The 25472-nt window shown below is 39.3% G+C and carries 22 protein-coding genes; 13 read left to right on the forward strand and 9 right to left on the reverse strand.

Annotated features, from left to right (window positions below):
* Nucleotides 1–20 precede the first annotated feature (20 nt).
* From tssD to HYG79_RS16395, 10 genes are all read left to right on the forward strand, one after another.
* Entirely contained in the window at nucleotides 21–413 is a 393-nt protein-coding gene (tssD, locus tag HYG79_RS16350) for a type VI secretion system tube protein TssD (RefSeq protein WP_179243135.1), read from the forward strand.
* Nucleotides 414–421: 8 nt separating this feature from the next.
* Nucleotides 422–1438, forward strand: coding sequence for a hypothetical protein (locus tag HYG79_RS16355; protein WP_179243136.1), 1017 nt, complete (start codon nucleotides 422–424; stop codon nucleotides 1436–1438).
* A gap of 1 nt (nucleotide 1439) precedes the next feature.
* A complete protein-coding gene (locus HYG79_RS16360; protein WP_179243137.1) occupies nucleotides 1440–1808 on the forward strand; it encodes a hypothetical protein in 369 nt (122 codons plus the stop codon).
* A 61-nt stretch (nucleotides 1809–1869) separates the two neighbouring features.
* The gene (locus HYG79_RS16365) at nucleotides 1870–2235 is read left to right on the forward strand and encodes a hypothetical protein (RefSeq protein ID WP_179243138.1); all 366 of its coding nucleotides are present in this window, start codon (nucleotides 1870–1872) and stop codon (nucleotides 2233–2235) included.
* 211 nt (nucleotides 2236–2446) lie between these two features.
* Nucleotides 2447–2614: a hypothetical protein gene (locus HYG79_RS16370; RefSeq protein WP_179243139.1), complete on the forward strand. Its 168-nt coding sequence runs from the start codon at nucleotides 2447–2449 to the stop codon at nucleotides 2612–2614.
* Between the two features lie 625 nt (nucleotides 2615–3239).
* Nucleotides 3240–3422 (forward strand): hypothetical protein, encoded by a 183-nt coding sequence (locus HYG79_RS16375; RefSeq protein WP_179243140.1) that lies wholly within the window; start codon nucleotides 3240–3242, stop codon nucleotides 3420–3422.
* Between the two features lie 170 nt (nucleotides 3423–3592).
* Nucleotides 3593–3988 (forward strand): hypothetical protein, encoded by a 396-nt coding sequence (locus HYG79_RS16380; RefSeq protein WP_179243141.1) that lies wholly within the window; start codon nucleotides 3593–3595, stop codon nucleotides 3986–3988.
* A gap of 454 nt (nucleotides 3989–4442) precedes the next feature.
* Nucleotides 4443–5432 carry a DUF4138 domain-containing protein gene (locus HYG79_RS16385; protein ID WP_179243142.1) on the forward strand — a complete coding sequence of 330 codons (990 nt, stop codon included), beginning with the start codon at nucleotides 4443–4445 and terminating at the stop codon, nucleotides 5430–5432.
* Nucleotides 5429–5968: a conjugal transfer protein TraO gene (locus HYG79_RS16390; RefSeq protein ID WP_179243143.1), complete on the forward strand. Its 540-nt coding sequence runs from the start codon at nucleotides 5429–5431 to the stop codon at nucleotides 5966–5968. The genes HYG79_RS16385 and HYG79_RS16390 overlap by 4 nt, the downstream gene beginning before the upstream one ends.
* An 8-nt stretch (nucleotides 5969–5976) precedes the next feature.
* On the forward strand, nucleotides 5977–9480 hold the full coding sequence (locus tag HYG79_RS16395; protein WP_179243144.1) for an Ig-like domain-containing protein: 3504 nt from the start codon (nucleotides 5977–5979) through the stop codon (nucleotides 9478–9480).
* A gap of 18 nt (nucleotides 9481–9498) precedes the next feature.
* On the opposite strand, the gene leuB is transcribed toward HYG79_RS16395, so the two are convergent.
* From leuB to leuC, 4 genes are all read right to left on the reverse strand, one after another.
* Nucleotides 9499–10554, reverse strand: a complete 1056-nt coding sequence (gene leuB / locus HYG79_RS16400; protein WP_179243145.1) for a 3-isopropylmalate dehydrogenase — start codon at nucleotides 10552–10554, stop codon at nucleotides 9499–9501.
* 91 nt (nucleotides 10555–10645) lie between these two features.
* Nucleotides 10646–12157 (reverse strand): alpha-isopropylmalate synthase regulatory domain-containing protein, encoded by a 1512-nt coding sequence (locus HYG79_RS16405; RefSeq protein WP_179243146.1) that lies wholly within the window; start codon nucleotides 12155–12157, stop codon nucleotides 10646–10648.
* Between the two features lie 26 nt (nucleotides 12158–12183).
* Entirely contained in the window at nucleotides 12184–12780 is a 597-nt protein-coding gene (leuD, locus tag HYG79_RS16410; protein ID WP_179243147.1) for a 3-isopropylmalate dehydratase small subunit, read from the reverse strand.
* Between the two features lie 37 nt (nucleotides 12781–12817).
* Entirely contained in the window at nucleotides 12818–14233 is a 1416-nt protein-coding gene (leuC, locus tag HYG79_RS16415; RefSeq protein ID WP_179243148.1) for a 3-isopropylmalate dehydratase large subunit, read from the reverse strand.
* 178 nt (nucleotides 14234–14411) lie between these two features.
* Between leuC and HYG79_RS16420 the strand changes: the two genes are divergently transcribed.
* Nucleotides 14412–15629: a hypothetical protein gene (locus HYG79_RS16420; protein ID WP_179243149.1), complete on the forward strand. Its 1218-nt coding sequence runs from the start codon at nucleotides 14412–14414 to the stop codon at nucleotides 15627–15629.
* A gap of 116 nt (nucleotides 15630–15745) precedes the next feature.
* On the opposite strand, the gene recG is transcribed toward HYG79_RS16420, so the two are convergent.
* Nucleotides 15746–17851, reverse strand: coding sequence for an ATP-dependent DNA helicase RecG (recG, locus tag HYG79_RS16425; RefSeq protein ID WP_179243150.1), 2106 nt, complete (start codon nucleotides 17849–17851; stop codon nucleotides 15746–15748).
* Between the two features lie 78 nt (nucleotides 17852–17929).
* Here recG and HYG79_RS16430 point away from each other — a divergent pair, with 78 nt between their 5' ends.
* Together HYG79_RS16430 and HYG79_RS16435 are read left to right on the forward strand one after the other, a co-directional pair.
* A complete protein-coding gene (locus HYG79_RS16430; protein ID WP_179243151.1) occupies nucleotides 17930–20035 on the forward strand; it encodes a M1 family metallopeptidase in 2106 nt (701 codons plus the stop codon).
* Complete coding sequence (locus HYG79_RS16435) at nucleotides 20035–20949, forward strand: patatin-like phospholipase family protein (protein WP_179243152.1); 915 nt, start codon at nucleotides 20035–20037, stop codon at nucleotides 20947–20949. The genes HYG79_RS16430 and HYG79_RS16435 overlap by 1 nt, the downstream gene beginning before the upstream one ends.
* Before the next feature lie 69 nt (nucleotides 20950–21018).
* Here the strand turns inward: HYG79_RS16435 and HYG79_RS16440 are convergent, their stop codons facing one another.
* From HYG79_RS16440 to HYG79_RS16455, 4 genes are all read right to left on the reverse strand, one after another.
* The gene (locus HYG79_RS16440) at nucleotides 21019–21537 is read right to left on the reverse strand and encodes a DUF7935 family protein (RefSeq protein WP_179243153.1); all 519 of its coding nucleotides are present in this window, start codon (nucleotides 21535–21537) and stop codon (nucleotides 21019–21021) included.
* Between the two features lie 106 nt (nucleotides 21538–21643).
* Entirely contained in the window at nucleotides 21644–22414 is a 771-nt protein-coding gene (locus HYG79_RS16445; RefSeq protein ID WP_179243154.1) for an OmpA family protein, read from the reverse strand.
* A gap of 28 nt (nucleotides 22415–22442) precedes the next feature.
* On the reverse strand, nucleotides 22443–24008 hold the full coding sequence (locus HYG79_RS16450; RefSeq protein WP_179243155.1) for an FMN-binding glutamate synthase family protein: 1566 nt from the start codon (nucleotides 24006–24008) through the stop codon (nucleotides 22443–22445).
* 182 nt (nucleotides 24009–24190) lie between these two features.
* Nucleotides 24191–25465, reverse strand: a complete 1275-nt coding sequence (locus tag HYG79_RS16455) for an amidohydrolase (RefSeq protein WP_179243156.1) — start codon at nucleotides 25463–25465, stop codon at nucleotides 24191–24193.
* Nucleotides 25466–25472: the final 7 nt, after the last annotated feature.

Here is a 25472-nt window from a genome sequence, read left to right on the forward strand (position 1 = left end):
ACAATTAATACCCCGATCTTATGTCTTTTCTAGCAAAACTTTATGTTGATGGTGTAGAGTATAATGTACTGCACTGCACCTACAATTTTGAACAGCCCATAGACCATACAGGCAAACCGTCTGGAAAACCAATTGGAGGTCAAATCACGGTTACCTTAGAGTCTCAAGGCAAGTATGACCTTCATCATTGGATGGCCGCACCCGAACAGGCGAAGGACGGAACTATTATTTTTTACAAGCGTGATGCCATGGCAAAACTACAGGAAGTAGTTTTTAAAAAGGCATATTGTGTTAGTTTGGAAGAAGAATTTGATGCAGTAGATGATATTCCCATGCAAAAGCGTATAATCATATCAGCTCAGAGTATACAAATTGGCGATATGACCTTTGAAAATAATTGGGGAGCTGAATAAATTATTTTATGGATAAGCTTACCATAAACAATCGCCAAAAGACTTTAAAGAAAGAAATCGTAAAATCTATTGAGAAAATTAATTTCTCAAAAAATAAACGATTGAATAGTGTTGATAAAGTCAAAATAAAGCGTAGAACGGTTAGTGCTGTACAAAATTTTTTAAAAGTTGAGCTAAAAAAACGTACTGTAAAAACATATGATTGCTACTTTTTTAAAGATATAAATGGCCATTTAATAGATGTAAAGGCATACCGTAACAAACTTAACGAAAACCGCTATTTCATTGTAGATTATATGGAGGTTGGTATTGCCTCTGATTACAGTTTAGCATCCACAGTTGGAGAGCAAAGGATAAGGCAATTGGCCATTACCAATAAAGAAATAAGTGATATAATCAGCAAGTCAGCCAGACTTTTTTCCTCCCTTATAAAAATTACAGTTAGTGAGAAAGAGGATGCCAAAATCTGGAAGGCCTATGACACTGTGGACGAGAAGAAGGTTGTTGGTATAACTGTTGGATTTCCTGTTATTGTCATAGGTATGGTCGAAGCAATACCGTTGTTAGTGATGGCCAGTAAGAGTAGTGCTACCTCAATAGGTACTTCAGTAAGCAAAGCTTTTACGGTCAATACTGGAGGGAAAATGGCAATCAATGGTGGATTAGAATTCGGAAGCCAATATCTTTCAAATGGAATGGTCAACAATGATTGGGGACTTTCCAATATTGATGCTTGGGATGTTGGGGTAAGCACTATTTTTGGAAAAGGGGGCGATGTGATATTAGGGTCTACTGCAGACTTTTCATTTGATAAAGGTTTTAAAATAAATTCCTTTAACGAATTTTCAGAAAATATATTAATGGGTGGTGCTAAGTTTAAGGGTAGTAAAGCTTTCAATAATGCTGTTGGCAAACCACTGGCCAATTTTTCTAATGTTTTTGGAAAATTTTTTGATGTTGGAGGACAGTTGACAATTCAAACAGTAATCGAGGGTTTTAGAAAAGAAAGTCAAACCAAGGAATAATATGGCAATCAATAAACATCAAAAGATTGGAATATTTTTGGTCATAGCTATTTTACTTGCTTTATTAATTTTTCATCAATATCGCAAATCTAATATTAAAAAGTATGAGCACAAGACAATCGCTTTGGTTAATGGCTATTTAAGAGGAACGAAAAGTGGGCCCATATTAAAATACATTTATCGGATAGGTGAGAATATATATGATGGCAGTACGTATATTCGAAGTGATGAATATTCTAAATATAAAAATCGATACTTCATAGTGAGCTATTCTTCGAAAAATCCCGGTTGGAGCGAAATTTTATTGGACAGACCTGTGCTGGATACTATTAAAATCAAGGAAGCAGGTTTTAAATTGACCAATGAATAATAATATTGGTACATACTGATTTTGACTAAATTCTTAATTTAATAAGAAAAATACCAGTTCCTTGGCATTTGGTTTGGGTGATTCAACGGCACAATACATAGGTAATGGTTTTGATTATCAAAAAGTGGATCCTTACAAAGCTATGGTATCAGGAGTGTTCAAGGTAAATCCTTCATCAATATTCTTAAGGTCTGCAATCAACTCTAAAAATCAAAATAGTTATATTCCCTTACTGAGCAGCTTTGAAGAGACTACAGTGGACTTTACAACAGGAATGATGGGCTACGGAATAAATAAAAATATCGGATCATTCGGACTTTCTGAATTTAACAAAAGTATCGGAGGGTTTTTAGAAAAAACTATGAACTTAGGTGTCAACAGCTCAAAAACGGCTATTTCTGTTGAAATAAAAAAGGAAGTAGAATGATTAGTTGGATAAATTTTAAAAGACCGGTGCGTATTCTTTTAATACTTGCAAGTATGTTTTTTTATATAAAGCTTTAAATTCTTATGTTCAATTAAGGTATTTTTCTAATTATTCAATAGGAAAATTTATTAATATCGAGAGGTAAAATGCTTCTACTTATGCTATGTATGAATTTTACATAAATCAAAAAAAGATAACAGGAGCCAGTTACTTGAAGAAAAAAATAAATCCAAATTGGGTCAATAAGTACTTTAGGGTAAGGTATTCGAGCAAAGACCCAGAAATAAATGAAATATTGTTGGACCAATGGGTAAGCGATACCGTTGAGATCGAGGCGGCCGGTTTTGAAATAAGAGCCAAAAGGCACAGTAAGGAGTAAATCTTTTTTAAAAAATTGAAATAGGTTATTCGCATGACGATACCTGAAAATGGTGAGTTCGGTATTAAAATGGATAACGGTGTTCAAAGATTTGGTGAATGGTAATATAACATGATTTTCATTGATAGAATTTATCTTAAAATTTATAAAGCTTACAAGGAAAACTTTAAGGAAAATAGCCCTGAGATTTATGCTATATCTTATATTGTTGTTATGCTATCTTTTCATGTTATAGCAATCATGAAATTTTTGGATTTATTTGGTTTTGAAATCAACACAGAACAATATTCCAAATATCAAAAAATTATTCCTGTAATGATATTGTATGTTTTATTTTCAATTAGATATTATTTTTTTTTCAAACCTGCGGAATTTGAAATAAAATATGGGTTTTCCCAGAACTATAAGCCAATAATACTTTATACAGTTTTATTCTTGATTTCTTTTTTCATTTTGATTTTGTGTTTTTAATTTTTCACTAACATGCAAATATTTTAATAACTACTCTAACTTTTGTTCAATAGCAAGTTAGCTAATAATTTGCGGGACTTATTTTATTGCCGATGCCTTTGGTGCTTTTGGGGATTTTGGCCAACCCAGCGGAATTTCTCAAGAAGCCTACGATATGAAATTAAGGCAAAACTGGTCTGTACTTTACAACGAAAATATAAAGTCAATGGAATTTGATGTAGATTATATGCTATCTTCCCCTAAGGATTTAAGAGAGCAGTATAGTGAAGAGCGCAGAGTAAAAATTGACAATACCTTGGTAGCCCCTAGGGTAACTATTGAAAAGCTTAAATTTTGATTAAGAATTGGTTGACAAATGTAAGACCGCCCAAATAGTTAAGGTATTTTTTCTTTATTTCATATAATTGGTATTTACCTTATCAATTTGAGCGAGATACAGCAGATTTTACAGCTGCTATTTTTTTGGCTATCCCCCATTACTTTAGTATACTTTTTTTAATTATTTGTATGGATACCAATACTTTGGAATCCTGGCATGTTTTAGGGTTGGGCTTCTTTATTCTTTACATTCATTATATTTTTTTATTTATAAAAAAGTACAAGGATTACATCAACGAATTTAGTTATCTCACCAAGGTCCAAAGAAGAAAAGGAACGTATTTGCTTTTTCTTTATCTTCTGATGTCTTTGGTCCTCTTCGCCAGTCCAATTTATTTTGGTACTATGGAACGTGATAATATCAGGGCAGAACAGATGAAAAAAGAACGTACCAGCCTTTGTGATTCCTATGGTACGGCAAAATGTATACTGGTGGATAACGGGAACATCCAGGACTATATCTTTTTCGAGTTCCATGTCAATGGCACAAAGGTAAAGGGGGCCACTGCAATAGAAAAAGACTAGGGCAACGGTACAAAGGGTAAATATTTCAAGGTAAATTATTCAAAACGTAACCCTAGGGACAATGTTCTCTTGATAGCAGAGGAGATAACCGATAGCGAAACTATAAAGGAAGCGGGATTTGACTGAGTTTACCTAAGCATATAAGAAATAGTTCACATCAAAGGGATAAAATGGACTTTCTTGCCACATAATTTTTTAAAATACCTAATCTTTACAGTAGCTGTTTTAGATATATGTTTATCTAAACTTTTAGGCCATTACATCGAATAATTCCTGTATTTAATAGTGGAAGTCTTAAATTTGTTTATAAAGGTTGCGTATGCTATTTCTATATACACTACCTTTTTGTATATAAGTTTGTATCGATTAGATTAGGTATACTCTACCAGTGTTGGCGATAAAGACGAATTTATGTGTAAGATTATATTTTCAACACATAAAACATCTATTAAAAATGAAAATAAAATATGTTCCCCTTATATTTTTTGTAGGCTTTTTTTTTCAAGTCTATGCACAGGAACCTAAACGGATATTGGCCAACGAGAGTACCACAATTTCCTTTTTTTTTCCTTCACCTATTTCAAAAGTTATAGCACCTGCGGTAAATTATAAATTTGAGTATGACGCCGGTACCACTATCGGTATTTTGAGGGCTAGAAAAGGACCACCCAGTAATCTGACCGTAATCACCAATCAAGGCCATATATATTCATTTGCTTTGGAGTTTTCTGAGAAAGTCAATGATTTCAACTTTATTCTTTCCCCAGAAGATGCTTTGGGAAAGACCAATATCAACAAAGTAATAACAAAAAGGGACATACCTGAAAAAAGCCCTACAGAAATAGATTCTGTAGCTTCTGTTTCATTGGATACCATTTTTAACATAGCAAACGATTCTATCTCTATCGCCGTGAATGATACTGTAACCAAAGGTGATACCAATGGGAATATATCTGAAAACCCAGAGAATAACTTGGAAAAAAGTATCCCGGGAATGGAAGATGGCGACCTTTATGATAAGGATAGGGAGGAATACTATCGTATTTTTTGTGAAAACAATTACCTGCAACGCACCATTTTTAAAAGAAGTTTTAGGCAGAACAAGCGTGTTGTTGTCAAGCTCAATAATATCTTGGAAGATAGGGAAGAAATATATTTGATTATGCAACTGGAGAATAACTCTAAGAAAGAATATAAGGTAAACGGATTGGGTTTTTTTCTTAAGAAAGATGAACTGGAACCACCAAAAATAATAACACCATTATATACGTTTAACCTTCAAGAAATCATAGACCCAGAGAGTATCAATGAAGTCGTATGTGTTTTCAAAAAATTTAATTTGGCTCCTAAAGAGCAGTTGTCCGTGGTCTTGGATGAACAAGACGGTAACAGAACGGTTTTATTGCCCTTGGATAGCAAACAGATAAATTCCCCAACGAATTGAGAACAATATTTTTGTCATTGCTTTTTAACCTGTTTTCATACGTTCTTACAGGGCAGGCCTACACCAACACGGTTATGGTATCCGGTGGCATTGCCGGTAATGGGTATGGTGGGGAGCTTACGTATAACAATAATTTAAATGAAAGTACATTTATACAAATCGCTTTGAACGTGGCAGTGGATAATTTTACATCAGGTGAGATCAATGTGCCGTATTCTAGCTTTACGGCTTCGTACTCCTATTTTCTTACCCTGTTCAGTACGGGTAGGCGTATGCAAGTTTTGAGTGCTGGTCTAGGAGGGTTGGCAGGTTATGAATTGGTGAACAACGGTGATAACGATTTGTCAAACATAGTATCGGTAAACGGGGAAAGCAGATTTATTTACGGAGCGCAAGCTACGGCAGAACTCGATATCATAATTAGCGAGCGTTATTCGCTGGTTTTAAAAACTGTTCAATTTTATCATGTCAACAGTGATTTTGGCAACCTTACTAATTTTTCCGGTGTGGGAATACGGTATTATTTTAATAAATAATTCATTCTATGAAGCGTTTTCTATATAAAATACTCTACGGACTAACCGCTGTATTGGTCGTTTTGGCCTGTACGAAAGATGTAGGCCTTGTGACCGAAGTAGAATTCGCAATATCGGAAGAATATCAGAATCAGGGTTTTGTAAATACCGGCCTTTCAACCTCCTTAAGTGTAATACCTGAAGAAATATTGGATGACTATGAATATTTTTTTACGTATACCATCACCAATGGTTCGGGCTACTACGAAAACAGTGAAGGGTTACGCCTTCCCGAAGGTGAGAAAATAGCATTTGACCCTCTTTCCATATCACTCAATTATGTAGGTACGGAGCCAGGTGACCATTCCGTGCGTATTAGGGCTGAGGATACCTTTGGTTTTACCGAAGAGACTGATCTTGATTACACCATATCCAATGTTCCGGTTGTATGGACGGCCAGTAGTACCATGTCACAAATTTTGTTGGCAGGCTCGGCACCCATCAATATTTCCCTTTCTATCATAGAGAATGTACCGGGAGTCACTTATGAGCGTAGCTACCGCTTTCAATCCGGGTCGGGCATACTTTTAGAGTCAGATGGAACTACTGGTACGCCAAACGATTTTATACCAATATCCCCAGGAAGCTATGAATTGATTTTTCAGCCAGATGCCCTTGGTACCGTAATTTTGGATTTTGTTCTGAAGGATAGTAACGGACAAGAACTTACAGCCACTCTTGAAATCAATGTAGTTGAACAGCTTACCCCTGTCACCGGTATTGAAGTTTCTCCCGAAGAATTGATGTTGACGGCTGGTGATAATGGTACTCTTGTAGCTACAATACTACCTATTGATGCAGCCGATACTAGCGTTTTATGGAGTTCATCTAACGATAATATCGCTACAGTTGATAATGGGGGAGTGGTAACCGCAATTGCTGAGGGCGTCGCTATCATAACCGCCACTTCGGTGAGTGATGCTGCAATAAGTGATACGGCATCCGTGACAGTGACCAATGCTTCCGTTCCCGTCACAGGAGTTTTGGTATCCCCGCCAAGTTCGGGAATCGTATTGGGCAATACCCAACAGCTTATCGCAACCATAACACCTGAAAATGCAACCGATCCCTCTGTGCTATGGAGTTCAAGTGATACGGCAATAGCAACAGTGGACGCTAATGGTTTAGTAACATCCGTATCGGTGGGTACGGTTACGATTACTGCCACCTCGGTAGATGACAGTACGATTAGCGATACATCTGAGATAACCGTAACTATGGCTGATGTTGCCATTACCGGTATAGATGTACTACCAAATACAGCAGAAATAGATTTGGGAACCAATCAACAGCTAACGGCAAATATAACCCCTTCAAATGCTACCAACCCTTCGGTAATATGGAGCTCAAGCGATACTAGTATCGCTACTGTGGATAATAATGGTTTAGTAACATCTTTGGCTGTTGGCACTGTTAACATTACTGCTACTTCCGTGGAAAACGACCAAGTTAGTGACACTTCGGAAATTATTATAATCTTAGCAAATGTCTCGGTGACCGGGATAAACGTCACCCCACCCTCTACGGGCATAGTTGAGGGAGCTACGGCCCAGTTGGGCGCCGAGATAACGCCTTCCAACGCTACGAACACGGGTGTGGTATGGTCATCGAGCGATACGTCGGTCGCCACGGTAAGCGCCAATGGACTGGTCACGGCCGTCTCGTTAGGTAGCGCTACGATAACGGCGACCTCCGACGAGAACAATGCGATAAGCGATACATCGGTCGTTACGGTAACCGCCTTGACAGTTCCGGTGACCGGGATAAACGTTACCCCTGCTACCACAAGTATTGTTGAGGGAGCGACGGCCCAGTTGGACGCCGAGATAACACCGTCCAATGCTACGAACACGGGTGTTGTATGGTCATCGAGCGATACGTCCGTCGCCACGGTAAGCGCCAATGGACTGGTCACGGCCGTCTCGGTAGGTAGCGCTACGATAACGGCGACCTCCGACGAGAACAATGCGATAAGCGATACATCGGTCGTTACGGTAACCGCCTTGACAGTTCCGGTGACCGGGATAAACGTTACCCCTGCTACCACAAGTATTGTTGAGGGAGCGACGGCCCAGTTGGACGCCGAGATAACACCGTCCAATGCTACGAACACGGGTGTTGTATGGTCATCGAGCGATACGTCCGTCGCCACGGTAAGCGCCAGCGGACTGGTCACGGCCGTCTCGGTAGGTAGCGCTACGATAACGGCGACCTCCGATGAGAACAATGCGATAAGCGATACATCGGTCGTTACGGTAACCGCCTTGACCGTTCCGGTGACCGGGATAAACGTTACCCCTGCTACCACAAGTATTGTTGAGGGAGCGACGGCCCAGTTGGACGCCGAGATAACGCCTTCCAATGCTACGAACACAGGTGTGGTATGGTCATCGAGCGATACGTCGGTCGCCACGGTAAGCGCCAATGGACTGGTAACGGCCGTCTCGGAGGGTGCCGCTACGATAACGGCGACCTCCGACGAGAACAATGCGATAAGCGATACATCGGTTGTTACGGTAACAACATCAAATATTGACCCTACTGCTACAAATGACTCATATACGGTAATTGAAAATTCGTCCGGTAATATATTTGATGTTTTGGCCAATGATAACGACCCTGATGGCAACAACAATTTATTAAGGATATTATCGGTATCGAATCCTATAAATGGTATAGCTTCCATAGGAGTGGGACAGCAGACCGTGATCTATGACCCTAATCCTAATTTTATAGGAAATGATCAAATAATCTATACAATAGAAGATGGCGATGGTGGAGAGGCAACGGGTACGATAAACATTTCAGTGATAGCTAACCAGCCCCCAACAATCACCTTGGTTGACCCCATTGTAGTACCAACGGGAAATTTTCCGATAGATGTAACATTTAGAATTGCTTCATTTGGTGATACCGATGGTACAATAGTAAATTATGAATGGAACTTTGGGGATACAGGCTCTCCAAATAATGTAGTTAATACCACTACTGACCAAGACGTAATGCATACCTATACTAATCCAGGGATGTACACTATAACGGTCGTCGTTACCGATAATAATGGTGCTACCGGATCCGATAGTATGACAATAACTCTTGAAGAACCTCAAGCACCAGATTTCACTTTTTCGATTGACCCAATATCTGAGCCAGGAGATGGTTTTGATTTAGGTGCAAATGTTCCGATTACATTTAGGATAACTCCGAATGCTGAGGCTATAGCACAAGGAATAACTTTTAGTATGAGTTTTACGGATACTAGTGGTTCTCTACAGCCTTTTAGATATGATGGTACTACATATATAGCTACACAATCTTTTAGTGTTCCTTCAGGAACCTCCTCAGGTGTCTACGAAGCTCCTTTCGATTGTGTTGCGGTTTCTTTGGAATTTACCGTAAGTTCTAACCTTGGTTTACCTCCCATTTCTAGAATGGTGACATTTGATGTTCAGGGCAACAACCCATGTCCATAATTTATTAAAATAAAAAAATCAAATATGTAACGCCAGCCAATCTCCGACCTCACTCGTCTTATGGGCTTTGCCATTTTGTGCTAAATCTTCTGTGACAATACCTTCGGTTAGTGATTTGTTGACAACATTGCGAATGGCTTGTGCTTCATCCGTTAAATCAAAGTCCTCGAACATCATAGCCGCCGATAAAACAGTAGCTAAGGGGTTAGCGATATCTTTACCTGCAGCCTGCGGATATGAACCGTGAATTGGTTCGTATAGTTTTGCTTTCTCACCAACTGACGCCGATGGCATTAAACCCATAGATCCTGATATTACCGATGCTTCATCAGTCAATATATCACCGAATAGATTTTCTGTAATCAAAACATCATATTCGTTGGGCCATTGCACCAACCGCATGGCAACCGCATCTACAAATTCATAAGAGACTTCGACTTCAGGATAATCTTTTTCCATGGTTTGAACAGTTTCTCGCCATAGCCGAGAGGACTCCAAAACATTGGCCTTATCTACACAACACAATCTTTTGGAACGTTTCATGGCAAGTTCAAACCCTTTTTTCGCAATACGTTGTACTTCAGATCTATGATAAGTACAAGTGTCAAATGCGGTTTCACCATTGTTCAGACGCCCCCGTTTCCCAAAATAGATACCTCCTGTAAGTTCACGAAGAAAAACCAAATTTGTTCCTTCAATACGCTCTCTTTTAAGAGGGGATCTATCAATTAATGACGGAAAAGTAAAGGTTGGCCTCACATTGGCGAAGAGACCTAGTTTTTGGCGCATTTTCAAAAGCCCCTGTTCCGGCCGTACTTTTGCAGAAGGGTCATTATCAAAACGTGGATGCCCAATAGCTCCGAAAAGAACCGCATCGGCATTTACGCATATCTGATGAGTTTCATCAGGATAAGGCTCCCCAGCAGCATCGATGGCTGCTGCACCTGTTAAAGCAGTGTTCCATGTAATTTCATGTCCAAACTTAAATGCTACGGCGTTGGATACTTTAACCGCTTGGTCAATTACTTCGGGGCCAATCCCATCTCCGGCCAAAAGGGCTATGTTTAGTTTCATGTATTCAGTATTGAAATATTAAATGATAGTGTTGATGTTTATTGTTGTGGTTAGGCTTTTATGTTTTGAATAACACACCTATTAATAAATTTTAAATTATGTTAAGCATCTTTTCGGTGGCTTTTATTGCAGATACGGTTTGGTCAGAATCAAGCCCTCTGGACGTAAATTCTTTTTCCTCTTGTTTCCATGTAATAATGGTTTCGCAAAGTGCATCCGAATTGCTTCCAGGAGGTATTCGTACTGCATAATCTACCAAATACGGCAATTCAATTTCAAGTGATGCGTATATTTTGCGTAATGCATTCATAAAGGCATCATACTGGCCATCGCCGGAGGCATTATCCTCATATATTTTACCATTTACCTCAATGGAAAGTGTGGTAGAGGGTTGCAGGCCTTTAGCGTGTGTCAGTACATAAGACCTTATAAAAACCTTTTGTTGATAATCCGAATCTAGGACATCGGAAATAATGAAGGGTAAATCATCTTTGGTTACGCGTTCTTTTTTATCGCCCAATTCTATAATTCGTGCCGTGACCTTCCTTAATTCCGTATCGTTAAGAGTCAATCCCAATTCTTGTAAATTTTTTTGGATATTGGCTTTTCCAGACATTTTACCTAAGGCATATTTACGTTTTCTTCCAAACCTTTCTGGTAATAAGTTATTAAAGTAAAGATTTTTTTTACTGTCTCCATCTGCATGTATACCAGCAGTTTGTGTAAATACATTGTCCCCAACAATAGGCTTGTTTGCAGGAATGCCGAATCCTGTAAACGCAGAGACCAGTTTGCTTACTTTGAACAATGATGATTCATTTACGTTAATTTCCACATCGGGTAAAAAATCGTTTATTACGGCGACGGCACTTGCCATTGGTGCATTGCCTGCTCGCTCTCCCATACCATTCACAGTAAGATGCAGTCCGTGGCAACCTGCTTTCACTGCTTCCATAATATTGGAAACACCCAAGTCGTAATCGTTATGCCCATGAAAATCAAAATGTAGGTTGGGGTAGTGTCGAACAATCTCTGATATATATTCAAAAGTTTCGGTATACGTGAGTATACCTAATGTATCCGGTAGTAGTATTCGTTTAACGGGTTGATTGGAAAGAAAATCCAAAAACTGAAATACATATTCCTTTGAATTTCGCATTCCATTGCTCCAATCCTCTAAGTAAATATTATTGATGATTCCGTTTTTATGGGCCGATGAAAAAATGGATGCTATTTCGGAAAAGTGCTGCTTGGGTGTTTTTTTAAGTTGGTGTTTTAGATGGTTCATCGAACCTTTGGTCAACAAGTTTTGCGATATGGCCCCAGCTTTTTGCATCCATTTTAGCGAAACACCGTCATCAACAAAAGTTAATACTTCAACACGTTTCAGATAATCTTTGGATTTGGCCCATTCCGTTATTTTTTGAACAGCTTGCAATTCGCCTTCGGACACTCGGGCCGAAGCCACCTCGATACGGTCTACTTGTAATTCATCTAACAGTAATTTGGCCAAAGTGAGTTTTTCCGATGCGGAAAAAGACACCCCGGATGTTTGTTCCCCATCCCTAAGGGTGGTGTCCATGATTTCCAACTTTCTTTTCATGCCATGCTCGTTAACGGGAAATCAGACTATAAAGGTGTGTTCTGCGCAAAAGTTTCAATATCCTTTTTAATATTCAATAGATAATCAATATCGTCAAACCCATTCAACATGTTATTTTTTTTATAATAATTAATGTCAAAAGATTCACTTTCGCCCGTGGACAATAAAGTGACTTTTTGCTGGGGTAAATCTACTTTAAGCTCCGTTTTTGGGTCCAAATCCATGGCATCAAATATTTTTTGAAGAAAGTCCGCACTTACCTGAACAGGTAAAACCCCTATATTTAAACAATTGCCCCTAAAAATATCGGCAAAAAAGCTGGAAATAACACATCTGAAGCCATAATCGTAAACGGCCCATGCGGCATGTTCGCGTGATGAACCCGAGCCAAAATTCTTGCCCCCTACTAAAATTTTACCTGAGTATTTTGGGTCATTAAGAACAAAATCGGTTTTTGGAGTGTTATCTTGGTTATATCTCCAATCACGAAAAAGGTTGTTGCCAAAACCTTTTCGTTCCGTAGCTTTTAAGAATCGCGCAGGAATAATCTGATCTGTATCCACATTTTCTATTGGCAGGGGAACTGCAGATGATGTAAGTATATTGAATTTATCGTATGCCATTTTGTGTTCTTGGTGATTAGTACTTCGTGTGTTGAATTTAAGCCAATTCTTTTTCCATCAATTCACGTGGATCCGTAACCTTGCCGGTAACCGCTGCAGCTGCTGCGACCAAAGGACTGGCAAGTAGCGTTCTTGAACCTGGCCCTTGGCGTCCTTCAAAGTTTCGGTTTGATGTGCTTACCGCTAGTTTTCCGGCAGGAATCTTATCTTCGTTCATCGCTAAACAGGCCGAGCAGCCTGGTTCGCGAAGTTCAAAACCGGCTTCGGTCAAAATATCAAAAATACCTTCCTCTTTAATGGCAGCTTCTACTTTATGTGAACCTGGAACCAACCATGCCGTAACATTATCGGCTTTTTGCCTTCCCTTTACTATGGAGGCAAAAGCTCTAAAATCTTCTATTCGGCCATTGGTACAGCTGCCAAGAAAAACAAAGTCAATGGGTTTGCCTATCATGGAATCCCCTTCGTCAAAGGCCATATACTGTAAAGATTTTTTGTAGGTTGATGCGCCTCCTTGGACCATATCAGCAGTGGGTATGTCATTTTTTATGCTCATTCCCATACCGGGATTGGTGCCGTAGGTAATCATAGGCTCGATCAACGCCCCATCAAAGGTCAGTTCTTTATCAAAAACGGCATCTTCATCCGTATACAAGGTCTGCCAGTAGTCCATCGCTTTGTCCCAATCAGCTCCTTTAGGGGTGAATTCCCTGCCTTTTATGTAATGGAATGTTGTTTCGTCCGGAGCTATCATACCGCCACGGGCACCCATTTCTATACTCAAATTACAAACGGTCATACGACCTTCCATGGTCATATTCTTGAAAACATCACCTGCATATTCCACAAAATAGCCAGTGGCTCCCGATGTGGTCAATTGGGAGATGATAAAGAGTGCAACATCTTTTGGCGTAACCCCAAACTGAAGTTCCCCTGTTATATTGATACGCATTCTTTTTGGTTTTGGCTGCATGATACATTGCGTTGCAAGAACCATTTCTACTTCTGATGTTCCTATGCCGAAGGCAATTGCTCCGAAAGCTCCGTGAGTAGAGGTGTGAGAGTCTCCACAAACAATGGTGGCACCGGGCAACGTAATACCATACTCAGGCCCAACAACGTGAACGATACCGTTTTTTTCATGGCCCAGCCCCCAGTACGAGATACCGTGTTCGTTCGCGTTTTCCTCTAACATTTTCAATTGGTTGGCAGATAAAGGGTCTTGAACCGGTAAGTGCTGGTTGATTGTAGGTGTATTGTGATCTGCCGTAGCAAAAGTGCGTTGATTGTACAATACGCCTATACCTCTATTTTTAAGTCCGAGAAAAGCTACGGGACTGGTCACTTCGTGAATCATGTGCCTATCTATGAACAACACATCTGGTCCATTTTCAATTTGATGTACAACGTGTGAATCCCATACCTTATCGAACAAAGTTTTTGTCGTGCTCATAGTCTAATTAATCTAAGTGTACAAAACTAAGGAAAGTAACTGTTTTAGGAAATTATTGGGCTTTTAAATTACGATGTTCAAAGAGTGGATATAACTTTTGCAGGTTTTGGATATTTTGAGAGGTGGTTTTCTTTGAAAGAATATTTTTTTTATTTCTTTGTGCTTAATCTATCAATACATGAAAAAACTAGTCCTTCTGCTATCAGCCATAATAATAGTTTCTTGTAGTTCAGATTCTGCTGAACCTAAAATTAACAATCAGCCTGATGACGAGGAAATAGCCGAAGAGGAAAATGAAGAAGAGAAAATATCATTTGATATCTCAATATTTACTTTAACTAATGGTATTACCAAAGAGTTCGAGATATTAAAAGGTGAGTTGATTAATAGTGAGAATCCACGAAACTTAACAGAAATCATGAACCTACCAGAATACTATAGAATCAAAGTAGAAGGTTCAGAATTAATTATATGGGATTTTCTAAATCGACATGTCTGGAACTATAATGCGATGACAAAAGAGGAAGAAATTTTTTCAGAATATTTTGATCTAGGAGAAGATATTCGTAATCCATGCCCTGTCCCAACAGACGAAAAAATAATAACATTCTTCTCAAATGAAGATGATCCAATAGTAGGTGAACAGTTTCAGGCAGAAATCTATGATATCAATTTAGATGAAAGATTTAATATTGAATTACCATTCAATTCTTCAAATTGTAAATCAAAAGATAAAATTGCCAATAACAATATTTTATTGTATTTATTTAGTGAAGAGTTAGATAATTTTTGGGGAATCATAGATGTTGAAAAAAAAGAATTTGTTGATCGTGTTCCTCTTTTAGATACCAGTTCGTCCTTCGCTCTTGACGAGCGAAAAATCATTTTTTTTGTGGGTGTTGGCTCAGATGATTGGGCATTCCGGATATATGATATTGACGCAAAAGATTATATTCAAACAACTACAATTTTTGATTCCCCCAATTCTTCTAATACTGAAATTTGGAATCTCAGTTTATCAACATATTGGAATAGGGCACAGATCGTGAACGATAAGATGTTGTTTCTTAATTTTCCTTCAGGTCGTAGCATCATACCATTCGGCAATATTGATCAAACATTGGGTCCTGCAATTTTAGATTTACAAAGCGGAGAATTAAGAACTTTTTCAGCACAAAAAATGTATGAAGAATATTTTGATTTAGACCTTGGCCGACTAAATTTGGCACCTATACATACTGAGATAGATTTAGAATCTGAAATCATAATTATAACTTATAATGATCATACTTATGAAGCTTCACCTTACGGGGTTCTCTTTTTTGATTTTGAGTTGAATCTCATAAAAAATATTGAACTAGGTAATGAAAAGCCTATTGAAATGATAAAATACTGAGTTCGTCGACTTTAATTACTAATTTCTTGAATTGTAATGTTTTTTGTTTGGAGTAATTACTTTGGCTTTCTTAAAAAAGGAGAGTTATTCTACTGTTCCTATAGCTATCTTATAATTTAACTGATATAATTCCAAATATTCTTATATTTCACAAGTTGTGCATAAGCATGACGAACGACTAAGTTTTCTGGTTTTTCTAATGAAGGGTCATCTTTTAAAAGTTGTAGGGCATAATATCGGGCAGTCTTTAAAATATCATTATCCTTAACAATATCAGCGATTTTTAGGTTGAGGGTTCCACTTTGCTGTGTACCCATAATGTCACCTGGTCCACGTAATTTCAAATCGACCTCTGCTATTTCAAAACCGTCATTGGTACGTACCATGGTTTCCAATCGGGTCTTGGCCTCGGAAGATAGTTTGTGGCTTGTCATAAGAATACAAAAGCTTTGGTCTGCACCACGGCCCACACGGCCTCTAAGTTGATGTAGTTGTGAAAGGCCAAAGCGCTCAGCACTTTCGACTATCATAACCGAGGCATTGGGTACGTTTACACCAACTTCAATTACGGTAGTGGCGACCATGATTTGGGTTTCTCCCTTTACAAAACGTTCCATCTCATGATCTTTATCAGCTGGTTTCATTTGGCCATGTACAATGGATATCTGAAATTGAGGTTGGGGAAAATCACGTGCAATGCTTTCGTAACCATCCATCAAATCTTTATAGTCCAAAGCCTCGGATTCTTTTATAAGCGGATAAACGATGTAAACTTGTCGCCCTTTTTTTATTTCATCGCGTAAAAACTGAAACACCTTCAGTCGGTTAGCATCATATCTATGTACTGTTTTGATAGGCTTTCGTCCAGGGGGGAGTTCATCGATCACCGAAATATCCAAATCACCGTAGAGGCTCATGGCCAAAGTTCTAGGTATGGGCGTTGCGGTCATCACCAAGATGTGAGGCGGAATTTGGTTTTTATGCCATAATTTTGAACGCTGGGCCACTCCGAACCTATGTTGTTCGTCAATAATGGCCAACCCTAGGTTTTTGAACTGTACTTTATCTTCCAAAACGGCGTGGGTACCTATCAAAATATGAAGTCCACCACTTTGTAATTGCTCATGAATAGGTTTTCGAGCAGATTTCTTTACGGATCCCGTTAAGAGTTCACAAGTAACACCTACGCCTTTTAAAAGGTCTTTGATGCCGTTATAGTGCTGATTGGCAAGAATTTCTGTAGGTGCCATTAAACAAGCTTGAAAACCATTATCAATGGCCAGCAGCATGGTCATAACGGCGACAATGGTTTTGCCCGAACCTACATCACCCTGTAACAATCGGTTCATTTGGGCATTGCTCCCTAAATCGTACCGAATTTCTTTAATGACCCGCTTTTGTGCTCCGGTAAGTTCAAAAGGCAGATGGCTGGTATAAAATGTATTGAACAAATTACCGACTTGGTCAAAGCAAAAACCCTTGATTTTTTTTTTGTGCAGCATGTTTTTGGCAATCAGCTGCATTTGAATGTAAAAAAGCTCCTCAAATTTTAATCGGAACTGCGCCTTAGCCAACAATTCCTGACTTTTGGGAAAGTGAATATTATAAAGAGCTTCGCTTTTAGGCATCAGCTTTAGCTCATACAACAACTTGTCCGAGAGGGTTTCTGAGAACCTGCCTTTTGTTTCCAAAAAAAGTTGCTGCATCAACTTATTGATGACTCTATTGGTAATGCCTTTATTGCTAAGTTTTTCTGTGGATGGGTATACAGGCTGCATATGCAATTTCAGTCCCTTTTCATGTTCGGATAATAGCTCCATTTCGGGGTGCGGCATAGAAAATATACCATTGAACCAATTACACTTGCCAAAAACCACATAGGGCGTATTTAGTTTTAGGTTTTCACGAATCCATTTTTGCCCTCTGAACCATACAAGTTCCATTTCCCCGGTTTCGTCTTTGAATTTTGCAACCAAACGTTTTCCCTTTTTTTGCTCAATGGTTTTGATATGGATAATTTTTCCGACAACCTGAACATCCGCATTGCTACGTTGTAACTGTCCTATTGTATAATATTGGGTTTTGTCAATATATCTGTTCGGGAAAAGATTGATAAGATCTTGATATGTATGAATCCCTAATTCTGATTGCAGGGTTTCGGCCCTGTTTGGGCCTACACCTTTTAGATAGGCAATAGGAGTTTGAAGAAAACCGGGATTCATTTGACTAAATTAGGGCTTAGCCCTAACCGGAACAAACTAAAACGCTAAATTTGGTTCAGCTTTTGTAATATTTAAAATATGAGCAAACTTCTAATTTTTCTTTTCTTGATGGGATGGTCGGTTCACGCACAACATCAGGATAAGGTTGATTTCATTAACGCCCAAGTGGAAATTTCCCCATTACCTGCGGAAAGGAAAATATATGGCACTGTTCAATATAGGTTTGATGTTCTCGAAAAAGTTGATTCTGTATTTTTTGATGCCAAGAACATCAACGTTATTTTGGTAAAGCTAGACAGCAAAAAAATAAGCTTTAAAAATGATGGCAAAAGAATCTCCATTCATAAAAAATTCAAAAAAGATAGAACATATACGGTAAGCCTTCAATATTCATGTATTCCAAAGCAAACGGTTTATTTTTTAGGTTGGGACGACACTATTGCGGGCAATGAGCAAATATGGACACAAGGCCAAGGAAAATATACGAGCCATTGGCTGCCCAGTTTTGATGATATGCGGGAAAAAGTTGAATTTGATTTGAAAATCACCTTTAAATCTGATTATGAAGTGATTGCAAATGGAAATTTAGTAAATAATGGTTTGTGGTTGAATTCGGTAAATGAAAATGAATGGATATACGACATGCAAAAACCAATGAGCAGTTACCTATTGGCCTTTGCCGTTGGCGAGTATGACAAACAAGTTTTAAAATCCAAAAGTGGAATTCCCATTGAAAACTATTTTTATCCTGGGGACAGTTTAAGGGTAGAACCCACCTACCGCTATACAAAACAAATCTTTGATTTTTTGGAAACCGAAATAGGAGTTCCCTATCCTTGGCAGAACTATAAACAGGTTCCGGTTCATGATTTTCTATATGCCGGTATGGAAAATACCACGGCCACTATTTTCTCAGATGGTTATGTAATAGATTCAACTGCATTTGTAGATAAAAATTATGTAAACGTCAATGCTCACGAACTTGCCCACCAATGGTTTGGGAATTTGGTGACTGAAAAGGATGGTGACCACCATTGGCTACATGAAGGTTTCGCCACATATTATGCCTATTTGGCCGAAAAAGAGATTTTTGGTAACGACCATTTTTACTGGAAACTATATAAATCGGCCGTACAGCTTAAAAACGAAGCTGAAAAAGGCAACGGACAGCGTTTGACGGATCCAAAAGCCAGTAGTTTGATTTTTTATGAGAAAGGGGCATTGGCCCTGTTTATGTTGAGAGACTTGATAGGGGAAGCTAATTTTAAAACAGGAATCAAAAACTACCTTAAAAAACATCAATTTGATAGTGTCGCCATCTTGGACTTCTTAGTAGAAATGGAACAAACTAGTGGAATAAGTTTGTCCGATTACAAAAATGAATGGCTTGAAAATACGGGACTTCCCTTTGAAAATATAAAAACCGTATTGGGAAAGTCTTCCGAATCTTTACGGACATTGTTCGAAATGGAAAATGAATTTGAAGGCCTACAAAGCGATGATTTGGATTATGGTTATTATTGGGATAAAACCAATTCCGTACACCTAAAAAAATATATTGTTGAACAACATCATAATATATTGCCCGATTCAGTTTTGAATAGTACGTTTGCTTCGGATACGATTCCGATAAGACAGGCATTGGCTACTTCACTTTTTGGGATGTCCCGCACACGGCCATTGACAGACACACTCAGACTACAATTTGAAACATTGCTAAACGATAAAAGCTATGTGACCATTGAAAACGCTTTGGTAAAACTGTGGATGAACTTCCCAGGAAATAGGGTCGATTACCTAAACAGAACAAAAGGCTGCATTGGTTTGCCCAATAAAAACATACGCCTGTTATGGTTGGCTTTGGCCATATTGACCGATGATTTTGAGACAAAAAAAACACAGGACTATTTCTTGGAGCTAAGTGGTTACACCGCCTCAAAGCATAGCTGGGAAACCCGAATGACCGCTTTTAGCTATTTAAAGGATGCTGCTGGTCTTAATGATACGGCACTGTTGAATTTGCTGCAATCTAGCGGTCACCATAGTTGGCAGTTCAAGAAATTTACCAGAAATTTATTGGATGAATTACTGAAAGATGACGACTACACTTTGAGAATTGAAAAACTTTCCCAAAAATTAAAAGGGGAGGAGCTACGTTATATCAATGGTAAATTAAACAAATAATGCGAGCATTGGTCATTTCCGGCGGTGGTAGTAAAGGTGCTTTTGCAGGTGGTGTCGCCCAGTTCCTTATCAAAGAATCTGGGAATACGTACGACATGTTCGTGGGTACATCAACGGGGAGTTTGCTTATTTCCCATTTGGCCTTGGGCAAAGTAGATAAGATAAAAGACATTTATTCTAATGTGAACCAAAAGAGTATTTTCAACAACTGTCCGTTTGTTATCCGAAAAAAATATGGTATCAATGAGATTTCCATAAACCACTGGAACGTTCTCAAAAACTTTGTCAAGGGCAAAAAGACCTTTGGCGAGAGCGAAAACCTTAGGGAACTTATAAGAAATAGTATTACGGTAGCGGAATTCAACCAGCTTAAGGAAAGTGATATCGATGTTGTGGTAACTGTTTCAAATTTGTCATTGAATCAGGTCGAATATAAATCGATTAACGACTGTACCTATGATGAATTTTGCGATTGGATTTGGGTTTCATCCAATTACACGCCCTTTATGAGCTTAGTGCGTAAGAACGGGTGTGAGTATGCCGATGGAGGCTTGGGAAGTATAGTTCCCATTGAAGAGGCCATCAAACGCGGGGCGACCGAGGTTGACGTTGTCGTTCTGCATACAGAAGTCAATTATTTGAATAGAATGCCCTCAAGAAACCCATTTGAGCTATTGACTACGATGCTCAGTTTTATTTTGGATAGGATAGAACATCAAAACATTAGAATAGGAAAATTGGTCGCAAACCAAAACAATGCCATTATTAACCTATACTATACACCAACCATACTAACTACAAATTCCCTGATTTTTGATAAGGATAAAATGACATTGTGGTGGAAAAGGGGCTACTTATATGCCAAGAACAAAAACGAGGAAACCAATCCTATTGAGCCCAATGAGCACGAGTAGATGAATCATGGGCTATGGTTCTCGGAGCGATATCGAATTGTGATATTTTGTTTTTTTTAAAATCTAAATTTACCATAAATCCCCAATTTCTTTCTTTACAAAAGATAATGCGGTAGCAGAAGGCGACTGCTTGTCCATGGTTTCGTTCAGCACATCTTCCCGTAGTTTGTCGGCAGAATCCGTCTCACTCAAAGCGGCCTTTCGTATCATTTGGATGGTTGCGCTTTTGGCAGCTTTTATTACGTTCCAGCATTCATCCGTCATGTAAATTTGTTGGGACAAATTATGGTCAAACTCCGTTTCTATACTTTTTATAAGTAAGGTTTCATAAGCGTTTTTATCTGCGGATTTTGGGGCAACACGTACCACTAAGCTAGGTATGGCGATGCGTTCCAAAAAAAGGGCCATACGCTCATAAGCCTGTAAACGAATCGGAAGAGTGTTTTTTTGAGTGTCTTTATGCAATAAAAAACGACGGCGGCCGTCCTCATTTTTGGTATGTAGCTTAAAAAAGTAAAAGGCAACAACCCCAGTTACCACTGCCGGTAATAAAAATCCGAACATTTGTAAAATTCCCTCTCCGCTCATGTTTTAGTTTTTGGTTTTTGATGTTACCATCAATCGGTTACAGAATCTAGAACGAAGGTTTTTTTAAAAAATTATACAGGAAGCGCCATACGGTTTTCATTACGTATCAATTCTTCATATTGTCCTTGACCATCATATAAAATTGACTGAAATCAGGGTGTAACCTTAAATTGATACCTTCCTTAAAATTGCCATCCTTTGCAATAACTCGAAGCCTGTTCGCATCGATTGAAAATTTGGCTTGCAACATATTTGATACTGCCATGGCCTGTTGTGCGGATAATGCAAAATCCCCGGTTATGTTCAATCCTTCCACGGTCACGGCTATTTTAGGATTAGCATTCAGGATATTTGCGATTTTTCCTATCCAAGCTTCCGCCTCGGGCTTAAGAACAGCTTCGCTATCTTTTGCAAAAAGAGCGGTAAGTGCAGTACTTATATTGACCATACCGTTTGTTACCGATATTTTTGCATTTTCCCCAAGCGTTTGTTTGGCATTGGTTAAAATTACGATAGCGGTAGAATCGTTGCTCGCAAGGGCATCATTTATACTTTTTAATTGATTTTCCTTGGCGCGAAGGCTTGCCATGGCTTTGTTGATATTCTCTGAATTTTTATTGGAGACTTCTGCAAAACTGGTCAGGTTTTTCATCATAGTGGCATTGGCAGCCTGCAGTTCACCGACTTGCGATTCAAAAGATTCCGCTTTGGCCAAACTAGCACTTTCGGCCCTCCTTGCCTTGGCCACTTCTTGGCTTACCGAATCAAGTTGGGATTTAAGGTTATCGATTTCTGCGATGAGTTCGCTCTTTTTCTGGGCTTGCAAGGAAATCGAAATGAATAACAAGCTACCAAATAGAAGTATATTTTTTTTCATGTTCATTCTAAAATTTTGGCAAAAATAATTAAACTGCAATTTCTTTATCGGTTTTTCCGCCCAAATACAAACAATCGCTCAATTCTTGTACCGAGGTAAACGGAACTTTGGCTTTATTGTAACCATACGTAGATGCCAAGGATCGGTTTAAATCATTGTCGTCCACGTTCACCTGTATATCGTCCATCGTGAACTGGCAAGGATGCTCGTAACCTGCCGCATGGGTAATTTCCAAAAACTCTTTTCGGAATGTCTTGAAGTATTGTGCCAACCTATCGGATTTCAAGGGGATATCTATTCCGTTCTGCAACCATTTTTTTTGTGTAGCGATACCTGCGGGGCACCGATTGGTATGACATACCTGTGCTTGAATGCAGCCGATGCTCATCATAGCCTCGCGTGCCACGTTTATACAGTCAACACCCATGGCGAATGCCATTGCCGCTTTTGCGGGAAAACCTAATTTTCCACTACCTATGAACACGATCCTGTCGGATAAATTACGTTTGTGGAATACTTTATATAAACTGGAAAAGCCATATACCCACGGTAGGGATACGTGGTCTGCAAAAGATGGGGGAGCTGCTCCGGTGCCACCTTCCCCACCATCTACCGTTATAAAATCGGGACCTTTTCCTGTTTTTAGCATTATATCGGCCAGTTCTTCCCACTGATCCAATTTGCCTATGGCCCCTTTTATACCTACCGGAAGCCCAGTTTCCTCGGCAATTTTTTCGATAAGTTCCATGAGTTCGGTAACTGAATGAAAAGCTTTGTGGGTTGCCGGTGAGAGAACGTCTTTACCAACTTCCACACCCCGTATTTCGGCCAGTTCAGGTGTTATTTTGGCTCCGGGTAGTACGCCGCCTTTTCCAGGTTTTGCACCTTGGGACAATTTTATTTCAATGGCTTTGACACACGGATTCTCATCTACCAATATCTTTAATTTTTCAAGGGACAGATTACCGTCTTTGCTTCGTACCCCAAAATATCCCGTTCCAAAATGAAAAACTACATCCCCACCATGTTTATGATATGGGGAAAGCCCGCCCTCTCCCGTATTATGATAGGCATTTGCTTTGGCCACGCCTTTGTTCATGGCCTCAACCGCCGCCGCCGATAGGGAACCAAAGCTCATGGCAGAAATATTGATTATTGATGCAGGGCGGTACGGTTTTCTACGCTTGTTGTATGCGCCCATGACCTTGGCACAGGGTATAAAGGTTTTATCGTTCGCATTGGGATGATTATCGGCAACCTCATAGCCCATCATCTGGTTTTTTATGAAGATGTGCTGGTGTGCGTAAATATCCCTGTCGGTTCCAAAACCTTCATAATTGTTCTGCTTTTTGGCCGAGGCATAGATCCAGCCCCGTTCTATCCTGTTAAATGGTAGTTCCTCACGATTGTTCGCCACAAAATATTGCCGCATCTCAGGGCCTATGCTTTCCAGCCAATAACGCAAGTGCCCCACCACGGGAAAATTATGCGATATTGTATGTGCTTTTTGGAAAAATACATCCCGAAGGGCTACTAGGGCTAAAAAAACTAGAATATATGCCCACCAGGGGATAGCTGAGAGGAAATCAATCATAAAAATATAGGGTTTTTAAAAGTTTTTGGGTTTACAATATTTCGTACTTTCACTAATATAGGTTGCGACTCCAATAAAACTAGAAAGATTTCATCGGATTCACTTTTATCATTCGCCAAAAATAAAATCAAGAACGTGTACTGTAACAATTTATTTACTATCTATTACCCGATTTATTTTTGCTATTTATTTAGATAATCCAAACTCATTTCTGTCAAGGTTTTTACGCCTAACAACAGGCCGCTATCATCAATTTTAAAATCTGGGGTATGGTGTGGGTAGGATTCTGTGTTGCCTGGTGTCATTCCACCTAAAAAAAAGAAGAACCCAGGAGCCTCTCTTTGAAAATACGAAAAATCCTCGGCACCGGTAATCGCTTTTTGGGTTTGAATGTTCTCGGTTCCTGCGACCCGTTGCATTGTTGGCAACATTTGGGTCACTAACGCTGGGTCATTATACGTGATATCTGTAGAATCGGTTATTTCGCAGGTAGCCGTACCGCCGTAGGCTTCGGCAATGGTCTCTACCATTTCTATCATGCGTTTGTTCAACTTATCCTTCATGTCGTAATCCAATGTTCGTATAGTACCTATCATTTCAGCACTTTCGGGAATGATGTTAAAACGTACCCCGCTCTTGATTTTTCCCACTGTGATGACGGCGGCTTCATTGGTAAGCTCGGTCTCACGACTTATTATGGTCTGTAACCCGTCTATTATTTTTGCACTGATCATAATAGGGTCTACACCCGACCATGGTTGTGAACCGTGACTTTGTTTTCCTTTTACGTTTATTACAAAACGCTGTGCAGCAGCCATGGTTCCGCCAGATTTGTAGCGAATTACACCCACAGGGGTTTGGGAATTGATATGTAGGCCAAAAATGGCATCAACCTTAGGGTTTTCCATAACACCTTCTTTGACCATTAATAGAGCACCACCTTCTTCTCCTGGTGGCGGACCTTCTTCTGCAGGCTGAAATATGAACTTTACACTGCCCTTTATTTTATCCTTGTTTTTGGACAGTACTTCAGCAACTCCCATTAATATAGCTGTGTGGGTATCATGCCCACAAGCGTGCATTACCCCGACTTTTTCGCCTAAAAACTCCGAAGTTACGGTAGATTTAAAAGGCAAATCGTTGCGTTCGGTTACAGGTAATGCATCAATATCAGCACGTAGGGCGACCACTTTACCAGGTTTATCTCCTTTTAATAGTCCCACGACCCCTGTATGTGCAACTCCGGTCTCTACCTCTATCCCCAAGGATTTTAGGTGCTTGGCAATTTTTTCGGCAGTTTTGAATTCACGATTTCCCAATTCAGGATTTTGATGGATGTCTCTTCGCCACTCAATGACCTTATCCTCGATATTTTTGTAATCCTTTTCTAGGTTTGGCCCCTGGGCGAATGTAGCGCAACCAATAAGTAAGGCGGTGAGCAATACAATACTTTTCATATATGTA

The sequence above is a fragment of the Costertonia aggregata genome, assembly GCF_013402795.1.
GTDB classification, from domain to species: Bacteria; Bacteroidota; Bacteroidia; order Flavobacteriales; family Flavobacteriaceae; genus Costertonia; species Costertonia aggregata.

Coding starts and splice junctions, on each gene's coding strand:
- HYG79_RS16380 (WP_179243141.1), top strand. CDS start 3,593: ATGGATACCAATACTTTGGAATCCTGGCATGTTTTAGGGTTGGGCTTC.
- leuD (WP_179243147.1), bottom strand. CDS start 12,780: ATGGCATACGATAAATTCAATATACTTACATCATCTGCAGTTCCCCTG.
- HYG79_RS16455 (WP_179243156.1), bottom strand. CDS start 25,465: ATGAAAAGTATTGTATTGCTCACCGCCTTACTTATTGGTTGCGCTACA.
- leuB (WP_179243145.1), bottom strand. CDS start 10,554: ATGAAACTAAACATAGCCCTTTTGGCCGGAGATGGGATTGGCCCCGAA.
- HYG79_RS16450 (WP_179243155.1), bottom strand. CDS start 24,008: ATGATTGATTTCCTCTCAGCTATCCCCTGGTGGGCATATATTCTAGTT.
- HYG79_RS16375 (WP_179243140.1), top strand. CDS start 3,240: ATGAAATTAAGGCAAAACTGGTCTGTACTTTACAACGAAAATATAAAG.
- HYG79_RS16385 (WP_179243142.1), top strand. CDS start 4,443: ATGAAAATAAAATATGTTCCCCTTATATTTTTTGTAGGCTTTTTTTTT.
- HYG79_RS16420 (WP_179243149.1), top strand. CDS start 14,412: ATGAAAAAACTAGTCCTTCTGCTATCAGCCATAATAATAGTTTCTTGT.
- HYG79_RS16435 (WP_179243152.1), top strand. CDS start 20,035: ATGCGAGCATTGGTCATTTCCGGCGGTGGTAGTAAAGGTGCTTTTGCA.
- HYG79_RS16360 (WP_179243137.1), top strand. CDS start 1,440: ATGGCAATCAATAAACATCAAAAGATTGGAATATTTTTGGTCATAGCT.
- HYG79_RS16430 (WP_179243151.1), top strand. CDS start 17,930: ATGAGCAAACTTCTAATTTTTCTTTTCTTGATGGGATGGTCGGTTCAC.
- leuC (WP_179243148.1), bottom strand. CDS start 14,233: ATGAGCACGACAAAAACTTTGTTCGATAAGGTATGGGATTCACACGTT.
- HYG79_RS16405 (WP_179243146.1), bottom strand. CDS start 12,157: ATGAAAAGAAAGTTGGAAATCATGGACACCACCCTTAGGGATGGGGAA.
- HYG79_RS16355 (WP_179243136.1), top strand. CDS start 422: ATGGATAAGCTTACCATAAACAATCGCCAAAAGACTTTAAAGAAAGAA.
- HYG79_RS16445 (WP_179243154.1), bottom strand. CDS start 22,414: ATGAAAAAAAATATACTTCTATTTGGTAGCTTGTTATTCATTTCGATT.
- HYG79_RS16395 (WP_179243144.1), top strand. CDS start 5,977: ATGAAGCGTTTTCTATATAAAATACTCTACGGACTAACCGCTGTATTG.
- tssD (WP_179243135.1), top strand. CDS start 21: ATGTCTTTTCTAGCAAAACTTTATGTTGATGGTGTAGAGTATAATGTA.
- recG (WP_179243150.1), bottom strand. CDS start 17,851: ATGAATCCCGGTTTTCTTCAAACTCCTATTGCCTATCTAAAAGGTGTA.
- HYG79_RS16440 (WP_179243153.1), bottom strand. CDS start 21,537: ATGAGCGGAGAGGGAATTTTACAAATGTTCGGATTTTTATTACCGGCA.